Origin of the sequence: Aurantiacibacter atlanticus (genome assembly GCF_001077815.2) — a bacterium.
Classification (GTDB): domain Bacteria; phylum Pseudomonadota; class Alphaproteobacteria; order Sphingomonadales; family Sphingomonadaceae; genus Alteraurantiacibacter; species Alteraurantiacibacter atlanticus.
This window is the reverse complement of record NZ_CP011310.1, coordinates 2,398,399-2,413,027: the sequence shown is the minus strand read 5'-3', so window position 1 is coordinate 2,413,027 and position 14,629 is coordinate 2,398,399. Positions and strand designations below refer to the sequence as shown.

General features: G+C 58.5%; 24 protein-coding genes. 11 read left to right on the top strand and 13 right to left on the bottom strand.

Annotated features, from left to right (window positions below; translation table 11 throughout):
• Nucleotides 1-12 precede the first annotated feature (12 nt).
• On the top strand, nucleotides 13-531 hold the full coding sequence (locus CP97_RS11755; protein ID WP_048886107.1) for a sterol desaturase family protein: 519 nt from the start codon (nucleotides 13-15) through the stop codon (nucleotides 529-531).
• An 11-nt stretch (nucleotides 532-542) separates the two neighbouring features.
• Complete coding sequence (locus CP97_RS11750) at nucleotides 543-944, top strand: hypothetical protein (RefSeq protein WP_048886106.1); 402 nt, start codon at nucleotides 543-545, stop codon at nucleotides 942-944.
• 36 nt (nucleotides 945-980) lie between these two features.
• Here the strand turns inward: CP97_RS11750 and CP97_RS15960 are convergent, their stop codons facing one another.
• From CP97_RS15960 to CP97_RS16385, 12 genes are all read right to left on the bottom strand, one after another.
• Nucleotides 981-1,139 (bottom strand): YqaE/Pmp3 family membrane protein, encoded by a 159-nt coding sequence (locus CP97_RS15960; protein ID WP_048886105.1) that lies wholly within the window; start codon nucleotides 1,137-1,139, stop codon nucleotides 981-983.
• A gap of 106 nt (nucleotides 1,140-1,245) precedes the next feature.
• Nucleotides 1,246-1,653 (bottom strand): SufE family protein, encoded by a 408-nt coding sequence (locus CP97_RS11745; RefSeq protein ID WP_048886104.1) that lies wholly within the window; start codon nucleotides 1,651-1,653, stop codon nucleotides 1,246-1,248.
• Nucleotides 1,654-1,677: 24 nt separating this feature from the next.
• A complete protein-coding gene (locus CP97_RS11740; protein ID WP_418202070.1) occupies nucleotides 1,678-1,923 on the bottom strand; it encodes a hypothetical protein in 246 nt (81 codons plus the stop codon).
• A gap of 21 nt (nucleotides 1,924-1,944) precedes the next feature.
• The gene (locus tag CP97_RS11735) at nucleotides 1,945-2,187 is read right to left on the bottom strand and encodes a hypothetical protein (RefSeq protein ID WP_048886103.1); all 243 of its coding nucleotides are present in this window, start codon (nucleotides 2,185-2,187) and stop codon (nucleotides 1,945-1,947) included.
• A complete protein-coding gene (locus CP97_RS11730; protein WP_048886102.1) occupies nucleotides 2,184-2,480 on the bottom strand; it encodes a hypothetical protein in 297 nt (98 codons plus the stop codon). Before CP97_RS11730 ends, CP97_RS11735 begins: the two co-directional genes overlap by 4 nt.
• The gene (locus CP97_RS11725; protein ID WP_048886101.1) at nucleotides 2,480-2,746 is read right to left on the bottom strand and encodes a hypothetical protein; all 267 of its coding nucleotides are present in this window, start codon (nucleotides 2,744-2,746) and stop codon (nucleotides 2,480-2,482) included. The genes CP97_RS11730 and CP97_RS11725 overlap by 1 nt, the downstream gene beginning before the upstream one ends.
• Complete coding sequence (locus CP97_RS11720; RefSeq protein ID WP_048886100.1) at nucleotides 2,746-3,066, bottom strand: hypothetical protein; 321 nt, start codon at nucleotides 3,064-3,066, stop codon at nucleotides 2,746-2,748. The genes CP97_RS11725 and CP97_RS11720 overlap by 1 nt, the downstream gene beginning before the upstream one ends.
• Nucleotides 3,066-3,377, bottom strand: coding sequence for a hypothetical protein (locus tag CP97_RS11715; protein ID WP_048886099.1), 312 nt, complete (start codon nucleotides 3,375-3,377; stop codon nucleotides 3,066-3,068). Before CP97_RS11715 ends, CP97_RS11720 begins: the two co-directional genes overlap by 1 nt.
• A 25-nt stretch (nucleotides 3,378-3,402) precedes the next feature.
• Nucleotides 3,403-3,789, bottom strand: a complete 387-nt coding sequence (gene pspC / locus CP97_RS11710; protein ID WP_048886098.1) for an envelope stress response membrane protein PspC — start codon at nucleotides 3,787-3,789, stop codon at nucleotides 3,403-3,405.
• The gene (pspB, locus tag CP97_RS11705) at nucleotides 3,786-4,082 is read right to left on the bottom strand and encodes an envelope stress response membrane protein PspB (RefSeq protein ID WP_048886097.1); all 297 of its coding nucleotides are present in this window, start codon (nucleotides 4,080-4,082) and stop codon (nucleotides 3,786-3,788) included. Before pspB ends, pspC begins: the two co-directional genes overlap by 4 nt.
• Nucleotides 4,083-4,084: 2 nt before the next feature.
• Nucleotides 4,085-4,861, bottom strand: coding sequence for a phage shock protein PspA (pspA, locus tag CP97_RS11700; protein WP_418202081.1), 777 nt, complete (start codon nucleotides 4,859-4,861; stop codon nucleotides 4,085-4,087).
• A gap of 74 nt (nucleotides 4,862-4,935) precedes the next feature.
• Complete coding sequence (locus CP97_RS16385) at nucleotides 4,936-5,091, bottom strand: hypothetical protein (RefSeq protein ID WP_169807767.1); 156 nt, start codon at nucleotides 5,089-5,091, stop codon at nucleotides 4,936-4,938.
• A 154-nt stretch (nucleotides 5,092-5,245) separates the two neighbouring features.
• Between CP97_RS16385 and pspF the strand changes: the two genes are divergently transcribed.
• From pspF to CP97_RS11650, 9 genes are all read left to right on the top strand, one after another.
• Nucleotides 5,246-6,280, top strand: a complete 1,035-nt coding sequence (gene pspF, locus CP97_RS11690; protein ID WP_048886095.1) for a phage shock protein operon transcriptional activator — start codon at nucleotides 5,246-5,248, stop codon at nucleotides 6,278-6,280.
• A 75-nt stretch (nucleotides 6,281-6,355) separates the two neighbouring features.
• On the top strand, nucleotides 6,356-6,622 hold the full coding sequence (locus tag CP97_RS11685; protein ID WP_048886094.1) for a hypothetical protein: 267 nt from the start codon (nucleotides 6,356-6,358) through the stop codon (nucleotides 6,620-6,622).
• Between the two features lie 156 nt (nucleotides 6,623-6,778).
• A complete protein-coding gene (gene rimP, locus CP97_RS11680) occupies nucleotides 6,779-7,336 on the top strand; it encodes a ribosome maturation protein RimP (protein ID WP_048886093.1) in 558 nt (185 codons plus the stop codon).
• A complete protein-coding gene (gene nusA / locus CP97_RS11675) occupies nucleotides 7,336-9,042 on the top strand; it encodes a transcription termination factor NusA (RefSeq protein WP_048886092.1) in 1,707 nt (568 codons plus the stop codon). Before rimP ends, nusA begins: the two co-directional genes overlap by 1 nt.
• Entirely contained in the window at nucleotides 9,023-9,757 is a 735-nt protein-coding gene (locus CP97_RS11670; protein ID WP_048886091.1) for a DUF448 domain-containing protein, read from the top strand. Before nusA ends, CP97_RS11670 begins: the two co-directional genes overlap by 20 nt.
• Nucleotides 9,758-9,788: 31 nt before the next feature.
• On the top strand, nucleotides 9,789-12,353 hold the full coding sequence (gene infB / locus CP97_RS11665; RefSeq protein WP_048886090.1) for a translation initiation factor IF-2: 2,565 nt from the start codon (nucleotides 9,789-9,791) through the stop codon (nucleotides 12,351-12,353).
• Between the two features lie 12 nt (nucleotides 12,354-12,365).
• Nucleotides 12,366-12,818 carry a PaaI family thioesterase gene (locus CP97_RS11660; RefSeq protein WP_048886089.1) on the top strand — a complete coding sequence of 151 codons (453 nt, stop codon included), beginning with the start codon at nucleotides 12,366-12,368 and terminating at the stop codon, nucleotides 12,816-12,818.
• A complete protein-coding gene (rbfA, locus tag CP97_RS11655) occupies nucleotides 12,818-13,210 on the top strand; it encodes a 30S ribosome-binding factor RbfA (RefSeq protein ID WP_048886088.1) in 393 nt (130 codons plus the stop codon). Before CP97_RS11660 ends, rbfA begins: the two co-directional genes overlap by 1 nt.
• A gap of 96 nt (nucleotides 13,211-13,306) precedes the next feature.
• Entirely contained in the window at nucleotides 13,307-13,888 is a 582-nt protein-coding gene (locus tag CP97_RS11650; protein ID WP_048886087.1) for a thymidine kinase, read from the top strand.
• Nucleotides 13,889-14,031: 143 nt separating this feature from the next.
• Here CP97_RS11650 and CP97_RS11645 read toward each other — a convergent pair whose 3' ends face one another.
• On the bottom strand, nucleotides 14,032-14,622 hold the full coding sequence (locus CP97_RS11645; protein ID WP_048886086.1) for a hypothetical protein: 591 nt from the start codon (nucleotides 14,620-14,622) through the stop codon (nucleotides 14,032-14,034).
• Nucleotides 14,623-14,629 lie beyond the last annotated feature (7 nt).

Sequence of the window (14,629 nt, the reverse complement as noted above, 5' to 3'; positions counted from 1 at the left end):
TATATTGCCATCATGGAAATTTTGCTGCCCATTCTGATCGTGCTGGCAACCGTACTGGCGATGGAATTCGTCGCATGGTCGAGCCACAGATACATTATGCATGGCTTTGGCTGGGAATGGCATCGTGACCATCACGAACCGCATAATAATGTGCTGGAGAAGAACGATCTTTATGGGCTTGTTGGCGCAGCCATGAGCATTTCAATGTTCGCACTTGGCAGCCCTCTGGTACTTGGCGATGCCGCGTGGGCTCCGGCAACATGGATCGGTTTGGGTATCCTTGCATATGGCATCATCTACACGCTTGTGCATGATGGGCTGGTCCATCAACGCTATTTTCGCTGGGTCCCCAAGCGGGGCTATGCCAAGCGGCTGGTTCAGGCGCACAAGCTGCATCATGCGACCATTGGCAAGGAAGGCGGGGTGAGCTTTGGCTTCATTTTGGCCGCTGACCCTGTGCGACTGAAGGCAGAACTGCGGCGCCAGAAGGAGGCCGGTATTGCGATCGTACGCGAGAGTGCCGGGGCCTGAGCCGCGCGGACATGCCGCAATCGCCGGGTGATATATCGGGAGAATGGGACGGGCAATTTGCCTATCCAGCCGGTGATGGTCCGGTGACGCCCTTCATTGCCGCTATTGTTCAGCGCGGCGGCAGCTTCACCGGCACAATTCTCGAACCCGATCTCTATCTGGGGGGCATGAAGGCAGAAGCGACGATCATGGGTATTGTGGGAGGTTCGTCTGTGGACTTCACCAAGACTTATCGCTCCGCCAGCATGGGCTATGAAAACCCCGTCGATTACGTCGGCAAATTGTCTCAGGACTGTGAACACATCACCGGCATGTGGAGCCTGCTCGACATGAATGGCAGTTTCGAAATGACCCGCCGATCACGCCCCTTGGCACAAGAGAAGCGCGTGGCAGCGACCGAAGTGCATCGCTGACACGCGTTTCATATACTTGATTGGGAATGACCCGGATTAGCGGGCGTAATTCACGTAAAGACCGTGGATCAGGCCTGGGATAAAGCCCAGCAAAGTCAGCACCAGATTGATCATCGTCGTCTTGCCAAGGCCGTGCTTTGCAGCAACGCCCAATGGCGGAATAAGAATGGTGAGGATGAGTACGATAATTGCCATTTTATGCTGTCCTTTTCAAACGTTACGCCTGCCCGTCATTTGTTCAGTTAACGGGCTGTATGGCGCATCGTTCCGCAGCGGCAGCTTCGCGCAGCGGCGATGATCGTCAGTCTTCGGCTATCCGCGTCGCATGTTCGCGCACCAGCGCAATCATATTGGGCACACCCTGTGTGCGATTGGAACTGAGCTGGTTCCTGAGATCGAACGGGGCGAGGGCAGCTGCAACATCCATCTGCGCTACCTCGGCGGCAGGTTTGTCTTGCACAGCGGAGATGACCAGCGCGACGATGCCCTTGGTGATCGCCGCATTGCTATCCGCCATGAAGTGCAGTTTTGACGCGTCGCCAGTGGGATAAACCCACACTTGCGCCGAACAGCCGCGCACCAGCGTGGCGTCTGTCTTCAGCGCATCCGGCATCTCTTCCAGTTCGCGGCCAAGTTCGATCAGCAGGCGGTATCTCTCATCGCCTTCGAGGAAATCATATTCTTCGTGAATGTCTGCAAGTGTGCGCATGTCAGCGCATCTAGTGACTTCGCGTCAGAGGTCCACCCCATTGGCGATAGCTTCCAGCTTGCGGATGCGTTCCTTGAGGTCCGCAATTTCGATCCGCGCCATGCCTTCGGGTGAGCCATTTTCCATTTCTGGCGGCAGACGCCGCATATCCAGCTCACGATTCTTTAGCGAAAGCCAGCCTTGCCAGCCTGCCAGCGCAGTGCCGGCCAATATTACCAGCCCAACCAGCATGGTGACGGCAACAAGCATGTCGATTTCCATCATCATCATGTTCTCCTTGCCTCTTGTCCCTTACTCGTCCCGCAGTTTCTCGATTTCCTCGGCAGTGCGGCGCGCCGGATCGGTGGCGATACGTTCGAGCACTTTGACGCGCTCACGCAGGCTTTCCACTTCCGTTTCCAGTTCCTCTTCACGCTCGCTCGGCAATTCGCGTTGCTGCTCGACTTCGCGTTCGCCTCTTTTCGAGCGGCTGCCCAAAGTGCCGGCGATTGCCGTTATCAACACGATGAGAACGATGGCTGTCCAGAAGGTCATCGCGCCCTTTCCCCTTCGGCCTTGATGTCGCGCAGGCTCTCTATCTGGCGCGAGATGTCGGCGGATGGATCGGTGACGATCCGTTCGAGGACGCGCAACCGATCTTCAAAAAGCTGCTGGCTCTCATGCCCCTGGCTCATCTGGGCCTTCTTCGCCTGTTCGATCTGCAGTTTGAGTTCCAACTTACGTTCTTCATGCTGTATGGAACGGCGGTGAAACACCTGCGCCATGCCGAAGGCCAGTGTGGCGGCGAGCAAGATGAAAACGAAAATCCCAGCCAAATCACCATCCATCAGTTTGTCTCCATTTCCTCATTGCGCAGGGCTTCGATTTCCGCAGCCAATTGAGTCGGGCGATCGGTGGCGATGCGTTCCAGCACGCGGACACGATCTTCAGGGCTTGTCCTGGTTTCGCCGCGCGGTGCGTGCGCTTGCCTTGCTGGCGGTCTGCGCTTTCTGTCGCGCAGCTTCAGTGCCAGCACAGTCAAACCGATACCGCCGCCCAATGCCAGCGTGGCGATGATTATTGCATCCTGCACAAGTGGCCAATCAGCGCCCATCAGTTCGCGCCCTTTTGGGTGCCACGCAGAGTTTCGATCTCTTGCGTCAGATGGTAACCGCTATCGGTGACGATGCGTTCCACATTGGCGAGACGATCCTTCATTGAGCCGAGTTCGGCACGTAGCGCGGCGTTTTCCTGGCTGAGCAGTTTGACCCGTTCTTCATTCTCGGTGCTCTTTTTTGGATAGACTGCCTTGCCCCAACTGTTTTCCAGCGGATATCCGTGGCGCACGCGGATCAGGGTATTGATGACCCATGCCAGCGAGATCGAAACAACGCCTACGCCAATCACGGCTGGTGTAAGAATTTCCAGATCCATTACGCTTTCTCCTTTTTGGCGAAGTTCATCTGCACACCGCTGCCGCGTTCCTCGACTGTGCGGGTATCGCGCAGGGCTTCGATCTGGCGGGCAACGTCATAACCCTTGTCGGTGACGATGCGTTCGAGCACGCGGACGCGGCTTTCGAGTTCCTGTACGTGGCTGGCATATTGCGCGGCCTTTTCGCTGCTGGCCTCTGCCGTTGCAGTGATGCGCTTTTCTTCCAGTTTCTGATTCTTCTGGATCCAGACGATGCCGAACACCATCAGGAACGGCGCGGACACTGCCACCAGTCCGATCAATTCACCCATGCCCAATTCCCTCCTGAGTTTCGATTTACCGCAGCCGTTCGATTTCCGATGTCAGGCGCGGGTTGGAGCTGACGTAAAAGCTCTCCACTTCGGCCAATCGGCGATCGACATCCTTCATCTGCGCACGGATCTCGCGAGCGGTGCGTTTCGGGTTTTGCCGGACACGCTGCCAATATTGGGTTTCACCCGGATCGGCAGAATAAAGATGCGCCGGCTTCTTGTTCAGCAGGACGCCCATGATGACGTAAAGCGGAATAGCAATCGTACCCATGACGCCCGTCAGGATGGCCGCGATAAACGCGAGCCTGATCCAGAGGGCGTTGACGCCGGTATAGTCCGCAATGCCGGAGCAAACGCCCATCAGCTTGCCATTCTGCTTATCGCGGTAAAGTGTTGTGCGTGGGGTGTTCATGTGCGTTCTCCCTTCTTTTCTGCCAGCATTTCTTCCAGTTCACGAAGCGGGACATTGTCCACTTCCCTGTCGTGCTGGATACGGGCTGGCTTGAAATCGGCATTGTCGGAGGCGACGAGGCGTTCGACCGTATCCATCCGTTCATCCAGTCGCTTGGCGAGGCTGTAGAGATCTTCCAGCAGCGCTTCGTCGTCGGTGGTGATGGTGGCGGATGTCTTCCACTTTGTAACGTAGTGAAGGATGAGCCAGGGCAGGCCCACAAAAATGGCCAAGACGATGACTGCAGGTTCCATGATTATACCCCTTCGTCTTTCTTGTCAGCGCCGCCACCGGCAGGGGTGCCCTTGCCGAGTGCGCGCTTCATTTCTTCCAATTCCTCATCGACCTTGTCGCCGCCTTCGAGGGCGGCAAATTCGTCGGCGAGGGACTTTTGTCCGGAACCATCGGCAATCGAGAGCGATTCCGCGCGGCCTTCGGCATAATCGACACGGCGTTCGAGCTGGTCGAAGCGGCTCAACGCATCGTCCACACGCTCATTCGTCATCAGGCTGCGCAACTTCACACGGTTTTCCGCGCTCTCCAGGCGGGCGGCAATCTGGCTCTGGCGGCTGCGGGCTTCGCGCAGTCGGTGCTGCAGCTTGGCAATGTCCTCTTCATAGGCGCGCAGTGCATCGTCGAGCACGGTAATTTCCTGGTGCAGCTGATCGATCATGTCGGTCGCCTTGCGCTTTTCCATCAGTGCGGCACGGGCCAGATCTTCACGATCCTTGCTCAGCGCCAGCTGCGCTTTTTCGCCCCAATCGGCCTGCAAACGGTCCAGCTTGACCGTGTGGCGATGCATTTCCTTCTGATCGGCAATGGTGCGCGCGGCACTGGCGCGGACTTCGACCAGCGTTTCCTCCATTTCGAGGATGATCATGCGGATCATCTTTGCAGGATCATCTGCCTGGTCGAGCAGCTCGTTGAAATTTGCCGCGATAATATCACGAGTGCGGGAAAAAATACCCATCCAGTTACCTCCTGTATTAAGTGCGCGCGCGGTAGGGGTGGGGCTGGTGCGCAGCCGCTCGATCTCCTGATCGAGGCGTGAGCCTGCACGTTTCAGCCCTTCACTTACCGGCTTAAGGGGATTGCGGTTCTCGTCGCTCACGCCAGCTCTACCACAGTGTTGGCACTCAACAGCATGTCGCCGCTGGCGGCCCCGTGCTGCATTTGGGCAAAAATGGTAAAAGCGATCATCGCGGCAATACTGACAAGCGCGGCGTGACCAACCTTGCTGGAAAAGAAGCTGCGATCGAACATTGGGAATTTCTCCTGAAAACCTGTCTGCTCCATGATTTGCAAAGCCCGTGCCAATTGAGGAGAAATGGCGGTTTTCCGGGAAATTTCGTATCGGTATGCTAGCTAATAGTGGTTTTTCTTGCCAAGATGTGGGAATTATCACTATATCTTGGCTATGGAGCAAAAGGCTCAATTTATCGGACAGTCCGGCGCGTTTCTCGACGCGGTGGAACGCGCCAGCCGCGCCGCGCCAATGGCGCGTCCTGTGCTGGTGATTGGCGAGCGCGGAACCGGCAAGGAATTGATTGCTGAACGCCTTCATCGCCTGTCCAACCGCTGGGAAGGGCCGCTTGTCACAATGAACTGCGCCGCGCTTCCCGAAACTCTGATCGAGGCTGAATTGTTTGGTCACGAAGCCGGAGCATTCACAGGTGCTACCAAGGCGCGAGAGGGGCGTTTCGAAGAAGCCGACGGAGGAACGTTATTTCTCGATGAACTGGGCACATTGTCGACCGGGGCGCAGGAACGTCTGCTGCGCGCTGTCGAATATGGCGAGGTAACGCGCATCGGTTCATCGCGTCCGATTCGCGTCGACGTGCGCATCGTTGCCGCCACGAATGACGATCTGCCGCGGCGCGCGCTGGAAGGGAGTTTTCGCGCTGACCTGCTTGATCGGTTGAGCTTTGAAGTCATCACCCTGCCGCCGCTGCGCGTGCGCGAAGGTGATATAGAGGTGCTGGCCGAATATTTCGGACGGCGGATGGCAGCAGAGCTGGGGTGGGAGCAATGGCCCGGTCTTGCTGATCATGTCGCGCGCGCCATGGAAGATCATCCGTGGCCCGGCAATGTGCGTGAATTGCGCAATGTGGTGGAGCGCGCTGTCTATCGCTGGGATGACTGGAGCCAGCCCATCGGCGAGGTGGCCTTTGACCCGTTTGAAAGCCCGTGGAAGCCGATTGCACCGCCTTCCGCCCCGCATGAAGACACTACCGCCCAGCCATCGTCAGCCAGGGCGCAGCCTGCCAATGGCGCCCAGCGGTTCGACAGGATTGACGATCTGCGCGAAGCGGTCGACTCGCATGAGCGCGCCATTCTGGAATATGCACTGGGGGCCAATCGCTGGAACCAGCGCCAGACCGCCAAGGCGCTTGGCCTGACCTATGATCAATTGCGCCACGCGATCAAAAAGCACGATCTCACCGCGAATTAGGCGTATTTTCACGTTTTCCCGCCAGTTTTCTCGCCTGCGCTAGCTGACGGCGCTGATGCGATCGGGGAAAGCAGCATGAACAGTTTCGCGGTAAAGGCAGTGGCATTTGTCGCCCTGTTCGCCCTCTTCATCTTCATTTTCAAGGCGTTCGACGATACTGCGCCCGAGCGGGAAGAGGCCTATCAGCAGGCTTATGACAATACGCAGCAACGAATCGAGGATGCGCGCGTGCCCGGAGAACTGGAGACCGGCATCTCCGCCCCGCGCTCCGACACCTCGCTTGCCGATGACTGGGGCAGTGCATCGGAAAGCGACGATAGTGAATGGGGTACCGAAAGCTGACGTCGCAAAACGTGCTATAATCGGGCTTGCCAAAACGGCGGCCCGCGCCTATCTGACCACTCAATCCCGACATTGTCGAGACACTGAAGGGGCTGGCGCCGCAAGGGGCCGGCACCAATCGCCTTTGCCCGATCGTGGCATCAAAACGGAGACCAGATGGCCGATATTGCACGCCTGTGCCAGGTAATCGAACCCGAAGCTGAAGAGCTGGGGTTTGAATTGGTGCGCGTAAAATTGACGGGCACTGGCGACGAGCGCACCTTGCAGGTCATGGCGGAAGATCCGTCGACCGGACAATTGATCGTCCAGCAGTGCGCAGCCCTTTCCCGCGCTATTTCCCGCCGCATCGACGCGATCGAGGAAGAGGGTGAAGAACTGGTGCGCGGTGCCTATCATCTCGAAGTCAGCAGCCCCGGCATCGACCGTCCGCTGACGCGCGCGAAGGATTACGCCAATTGGGCGGGCCATGAGGTGAAGATCGCCTTGGCTGACAAGGTTGATGGCAATCGCAATTTGCGTGGCGAACTGGTTGGTATCGATGGCGATACTGTCACCGTCGCGGATAAGAAAGCGGGCGAGCTTGCGGTTTCGCTCGATCAGATACACTCGGCACAGCTCGTCCTCACCGACAAGCTGATTGCCGCCACACAGCCGCTCGATATTTCGGGCGTCGACGATATTGAAGAAACAGACGAAGAAGAGGTCCAGGACTGATGGCCAGCCCAATTTCGGCAAACAAGGCAGAACTGCTCGCAATCGCAAATGCCGTCGCATCGGAAAAGATGATCGACAAGGGCATCGTGATCGAAGCGATGGAAGAAGCAATTCAGAAGTCCGCGCGCTCGCGCTTCGGGCAGGAAAACGACATTCGCGCCAAGCTCGATCCGGTCACTGGCGATCTGCGCCTGTGGCGCGTGGTCGAAGTGGTCGAAGAGGTCGAGGATTACTTCAAGCAGGTCGATCTGGCGCAGGCTGAAAAGCTGGAGTCGGGTTCGAAGGTTGGCGATTTCATCGTCGATCCGCTGCCCGCCATGGACGATCTTGGCCGTATCGACGCACAGAGCGCCAAGCAGGTCATCTTCCAGAAGGTCCGCGATGCGGAGCGCGAGCGTCAGTTCGAAGAGTTCAAGGACCGCGCTGGCGAAGTTATTACAGGCGTCATCAAATCGGTCGAATTCGGCCATGTGATCGTCAACCTCGGCCGCGCCGAGGGCGTGATCCGCCGCGACCAGCAGATCCCCCGCGAAGCTGCCCGCGTGGGCGAACGTGTCCGTGCGCTCATCAGCAAGGTGGAACGCAACAATCGCGGCCCGCAGATTTTCCTCAGCCGCGCGCATCCCGATTTCATGCGCAAGCTGTTTGCGCAGGAAGTGCCCGAAATTTACGACGGCATCATCGAAATCAAGGCCGCCGCCCGCGATCCGGGCAGCCGCGCCAAGATCGGCGTGATCAGCCATGATTCCTCCATCGACCCCGTCGGCGCCTGCGTCGGCATGAAGGGTAGCCGCGTGCAGGCCGTGGTGCAGGAGTTGCAGGGCGAGAAGATCGACATCATCCCGTGGTCGGAAGACACCGCGACGTTCGTCGTCAACGCGCTTCAACCCGCCACCGTTGCCCGCGTGGTGCTGGATGAGGAAGAAGGCCGCATCGAAGTGGTCGTGCCCGATGACCAGCTTTCGCTTGCCATTGGCCGCCGCGGCCAGAACGTGCGTCTCGCCAGCCAGCTGACCGACAGCCAGATCGACATCATGACCGAGGAAGAAGCTTCGGAAAAGCGTTCGCGCGAATTCGCAGAACGATCCAAGATGTTCGAAGAAGAACTAGACGTGGACGAAACGCTGTCCCAGCTACTCGTGGCCGAAGGCTTTGTGGAGATGGAAGAGGTCGCCTATGTTGCGATCGAGGAACTCGCCGCAATCGAAGGTTTCGACGAAGAGCTGGCAGAAGAATTGCAGAGCCGCGCGAAAGAAGCGCTGGAGCGGCAGGAAGAAGGCTATCGTTCCGCCCGCCGTGAATTGGGCGTGGAAGATGATCTGGCGGAATTGCCGCATCTCAGCGAGGAAATGCTGGTGGTGCTGGGCAAGGCCGACATAAAGACGCTGGACGATCTGGCCGATCTTGCAACCGATGAACTGATCGCCAAGAAGCGTGAAGCACCGCGTCGCCGCCAATCGGCCAGCGATGCGCTGGCTGGCGCGCCGCCGGCACGGCGTCCGCAGCGTGCGGAAGACAAGGGCGGCGTCCTCGGCGCATTCGGCCTGTCTGAAGAGCAGGGCAATGAGATCATCATGGCCGCTCGCGCGCACTGGTTCGAAGATGAAGAGGACGCGCCTGCGTCCGTCTCCGCGGAAGACGCTGCTCCGGCAGCCGATACTTCGGACCAAGCAGAGGAGGCCGCCGATGCGGAATCCTCGCAATGACACATTAGGTTCGCCTAAAACCAAGGGCGGTAACTCTCGTGAAAACGGGGGTGAGCGACGCTGTGTCCTGACGGCACGTGGCGGTGCGCGCAATGATCTTGTGCGGCTGGCTGTATCGCCCGAAGGCGATGTTCTGCCTGACGCATTGGCGCGTGCACCCGGACGTGGCGCGTGGATTGGCGTTTCGCGCCCTGAACTTACTCAGGCGCTGGCGACCGGCAAACTTAAGGCTGCGCTATCGCGGGCTTTCAAAACAGGCAAGTTGGCCATCCCTGATGACCTGCCTGAACGGCTGGAAGATGCCTTGCGCAAAGCTTTCCTACAGCGGCTGGGGCTGGAAATGCGTGCCGGACGTCTTATTCTTGGTTCCGACCGCATCGGGCAAGAGGCGCGATCGGGCAGCGTTGCTGCCTTGTATCATGCTTTCGATGCGAGCGAGGACGGGTGCAAGAAGCTGGATCAGGCCTGGCGCGTGGGCAAGGAAGCCGAAGGATCGGGTCTGACGGGGGTTCGTCTGCCGCAACCACTGGACCGCGAGGCCCTGTCTGTGGCATTGGGCCGCGACAATGTCGTCCACCTGGCGCTTGCCGATGCCGCATCGGCGCAGCGGGTTTCTGTCCCGCTGGGGCGTTTGCAGACCTTTCTGGGGGCCGCAACTGCGGTCGGGATTAGCGAAGAACGGGCCGAAGATACCGACGCCCGGACTTCTGCGTGACTGTTTGAATTTGAAGGATTAGTACGAGCACATGAGCGAAGATAACGAAACACCGAAGCGCACCCGCAAACCTTTGGGGCTCAAGCGCTCGGTTGATGCAGGTGAGGTCAAGCAGACCTTCAGCCACGGTCGCACCAATAAGGTGGCGGTCGAGGTAAAGCGTCGCCGCAAGCTCGTGAAGCCCGGTGAAGAGGCTGCGGCACCACCGCCACCGCCGCCTGAACCCGCCCCTGCGCCTGAACCCGCACCTGCTCCCAAGGCTCCAAGGCCGGCGGCCAAGAAGCCGTCCAGTGATGCGGAAACTCCGCAGGAACGCGTCGCCCGTCTTCAGCGCGAGGCCGAGGAAGATCGGCTGCGTCAGGCTGAGGAATCGCGCAAGCGCGAGGATGAGCAATTGCGCAAGGCTGCTGAAGACGAAAAGCGCCGTGCCGAGGAAAACCGACAGGCCGAAGCGGAGGCTGAAAAGCGCAGCGAGGAAAGCGCCAAGGAAGCCAAGGCTGAAGCTGCTGCTGAGCAGGCTGCCGAAGAAGCTGAAGCTGCCGCGCCTGCTGCGAAGGAAGCTGCGCCTGCTGCCAAGGAAGAGGCAAAGCCTGCCCCAAGTGCGCGCAAGTTTACGCCTGTTGCTCGTCCTGAAATCAAGCGCCCTGAGAAGAAGCGCGAAGAAAAGCCCAAACGTGGCGGCAGCAGTAGCGCCGGCGAAGCCGACAAGCGCCGTTCAGGCAAGCTGACGGTCAATCGCGCGCTGAATGAGGATGAGGGCCGCCGTGCCCGCAGTCTCGCTGCGTTGAAGCGTGCCCGTGAAAAGGAACGCCGTGCACAAGGCGGCGGATCCAGCCAGCCGCGTGAAAAGCAGGTGCGCGACGTTGTCGTGCCCGAAGCCATTACCGTTGGCGAGCTGGCCAAGCGGATGGGCGAAAAGGGCGCCGATCTGGTGAAGGAGCTGTTTAATCTCGATATGATGGTCACCGTCAACCAGACGATTGACCAGGACACAGCAGAATTGCTGGTTGAGCAGTTCGGCCACAACATCAAGCGCGTGTCTGAAAGCGATGTCGATCTTGCCACCACGGAAGATCAGGACCCGGAAGACACGCAGAAGCCGCGTCCGCCGGTTGTCGCGGTCATGGGCCATGTCGATCACGGCAAGACCAGCCTGCTTGATGCCTTGCGCAAGACAAATGTCACACGCGGCGAAGCGGGCGGTATCACCCAGCATATCGGCGCCTACCAGGTGACGACGAAGGACAAGGCCAAGGTCACTTTCCTCGATACGCCGGGCCACGCCGCGTTCAGTGAAATGCGTGCGCGCGGTGCCAATGTTACCGATATCGTGGTGCTGGTGGTGGCCGCTGATGACGGCATCATGCCGCAGACCATCGAGGCAATTAATCACGCCAAATCGGCCAATGTTCCGCTGATCGTGGCGATCAACAAAATCGATAAGCCCGAGGCCAATGCCCAGAAGGTGCGTGAGCGTCTGCTGGAGCATGAAGTGATCGTGGAGGCCATGTCCGGCGATGTGCAGGACGTGGAAGTTTCCGCTACCAAGGGCACCGGGCTCGACGATTTGATCGAGAAGATCGCGCTTCAGGCCGAACTGCTCGAACTCAAGGCCCGTCCGGACCGGGCGGCAGAAGCGACCGTGATTGAAGCACAGCTGGACAAGGGCCGCGGCCCTGTGGCGACAGTGCTTATCAATCGCGGCACGCTGAAGCGCGGCGATACCTTTGTCGTCGGCACTGAAAGCGGCAAGGTCCGTGCGATCGTCAATGACCAGGGTAAGCAGATCAAGGAAGCCGGTCCTTCAATGCCGGTGGAAGTCCTTGGCCTTGGCGGCGTTCCGTCTGCCGGGGATGTGCTCACCGTTGTTGAAAATGAGCAGCGCGCACGGGAAGTGGCTGAATACCGCCAGGAGAAGGCCACCGAAAAGCGCACGGCTCTTGCCCCCACCAGCTTTGATACAATGTTCAACAAGTCGAATGTCGTTGAATGGCCGGTCGTGGTGAAGGCAGATGTGCAGGGCTCTGTCGAGGCGATTGTGACAGCGCTTCACAACCTTTCCAATGACGACATCAAGGTCCGCGTACTGCACGCTGGCGTGGGTGCCATCACGGAATCGGATGTGACGCTGGCAGCAGCGTCCAAGGCACCGATCATCGGCTTCAACGTGCGTCCTAATGCGAAGGCACGTGAGCTGGTGAAGCGTGATGGCGTGCGAATGATGTATCACGACGTGATCTATCATCTGACTGACGAGATGACGAGCGATCTGCTGGGTGAACTCGGCCCGCTCAAGGTGGAAAACGTGGTTGGCCGCGCGCTGGTCAAGGAAGTCTTCAAATCTGGCAAGAAGGACAAGGCTGCCGGTCTGCTTGTGGAAGAAGGCGTCATTCGCAAGGGCCTGCATGCCCGTCTCACGCGGGAAGACGTTATCGTTTCTGCCACGACCATCGCATCGCTGCGGCGCTTCAAGGACGATGTGGACGAAGTCCGCGCGGGCCTGGAATGCGGCGTGGTTCTGGAAGATACCAACGACATCAAGCCGGGTGACCAGCTGGAAGTGTTCGAGGTGAACGAGGAAGAGCGGACGCTCTAGCCCGCTTGCGCGATGATGAATGATATTGGGTTTGAACAATGGCCTTCGTCCAAGCTGCTCGGCTCCAGCCTGATCGGCTGGGACGAGGAGTCCGGGACGGTGGAAATGGCCTTTGTCGCCTCGCCGGAATTCGCCAATATGCGCGGCTACGTGCAGGGCGGTATCGTGGGTGCTTTCCTCGACGAGGCCATGGGCGCGGCGATGTATTTTTCCAGCAAGGGCACGCAGATGCAGCTCACTCTCGACATGAATCTGTCGCTGATGCGGCCGGTTGAAATCGGCCCTATCAGCGCGAAGGCCAAAGTGATTAAAAGCGGCAGGCGCGTCGTCTTTATCGAAAGCGAATTATTCGCGCCCGACGGCAGACTGTGTGCCCGTGCCACGGCGACTTCCATACCCACCCCCATGCCCGGCCACGGTGAAGAGGCCGACGGCCTGCCTGCGAAGGCCGGAGTGCAAACCTAATGCCGCGTAATACAACTGGCGAAGAACAATCGGTCCGCCTGCTCAAGGTGGGGGAACGGGTGCGCCACATCCTTTCGGAATTGCTGGCCCGCGGCGAAGCGCATGACGAGGTCCTGTCCGCTTCCAACATCTCTGTGACAGAAGTTCGCATGTCGCCCGATCTGCGCAATGCCAAGGTCTATGTGAAGCCTCTGCTGGGTGAAGATGAACAGGTGGTCGTCAAGGCGCTGCGGACCAATACCGCCTTTTTCCAGCGCGAAGTCGCACAGCGTCTCGGCCTGAAATTCGCGCCGAAGCTGCAATTTCGCGCTGATGAAAGCTTCGACGAGGCAGGCCGGATTGATCGATTGCTCGATGATCCCAAGGTCAGACGCGACCTGGAAGAGGAATAGTCCACCACTTCCATGCGCCCCGAACTTGTAGAAGGGCGCATGTGAGGCGAGTTTCCTTGTCGGACAATTGCACTGCCAACGGATTCTTCGCTGACTATGGCCAAGCTCTATTTCTATTATGCCAGCATGAATGCCGGTAAATCGACTACGCTGTTGCAAGCCGATTTCAACTATCGTGAACGCGGCATGGGGACGATGTTATGGACTGCCGCGATAGATAACCGCGCTGATCATCCCATCGCCAGCCGCATCGGCCTTTCAGCTGAGGCGCGGCGGTTTACACCCGGCACGAATCTGTGGCGCGAAGTGATGGATTCTCACGAGGAAAACCCACTCGCCTGCGTACTGATTGACGAAGCGCAATTCCTCACCGCCTTGCAGGCGTGGCAATGCGCGCGGCTTGCGGACGAGGGCGATATTCCCGTGCTGTGCTACGGCCTGCGCACCGATTTCAGAGGTGATCTCTTCCCCGGTTCCGCCGTGTTGCTGGGCATTGCGGACTCGCTTGAGGAGCTGAAAGCGGTCTGCCATTGCGGCCGCAAGGCAACGATGAATTTGCGTGTATCCGATACAGGTGAAGCCGTAGGCGAGGGTGCCCAGACCGAAATCGGCGGGAATGAACGCTACGTCGCGCTATGCAGGCGGCACTTTGCGCAGTCGCTGAAGATGTATCGATAATATGCGGTGCTTAGCGCAGATTTGATGTCAGAGGTTTGTATCTTCAGACCGAGAGGCGGCCTTGCGCTAACTACCTAGTTGCTGCGGTCTGACATGGCGTACAACCATACGTAAAGCAGACATTCTCGCAGTCGCGCGTTCCATCACTGGTTCGCTTGTGTCATTGCCCGTACGCGTCGATCCGCAACTCGATACATGACCGGACCAAGAAAATGTGGTTTAGGCACGCGAGTTCCCTCGGAACGGACATAGCGCAGTGCAAAGCCTGTCTCCTTGGTGTGAAGAGCGCTCAGACGCTTGAGGTATTCCTCAAAAAGAACGGCGCCTTCCTCGTCGAAAGTATCTTGCCACGCCGGATTCATTTTGGCTGCTGCCCATTCTTCGTCTACTCCCTTCAGAATTTCAGCCCGAAGTGACGCGCTTCGATCGTCTTGCCAGAGCTCCCAAATATTGTGGCAGAATGTTTTGGCTACCTCTACCGCACAACCGCTCGCAATTAGGTTGGCCTTGAGCAATAACTCGCTGCCATGAGCAAGAAGGTGCAGTGTTGGAGTATTTACCCACTGGTACTCGGCGCTTTCACGTAGCACCTCGGCGGCATGTAAATAGCGCCTGGCCTCAATGTACCAGTCGAAGCCAGGCTTGTTCTCAATCTCACGCCAAGAAGATTCGTCCACAATCACCTCAAATATAATCCTAGATATTTTAGCTGATCCGTCGATCGAAATAACCATTGCCGCC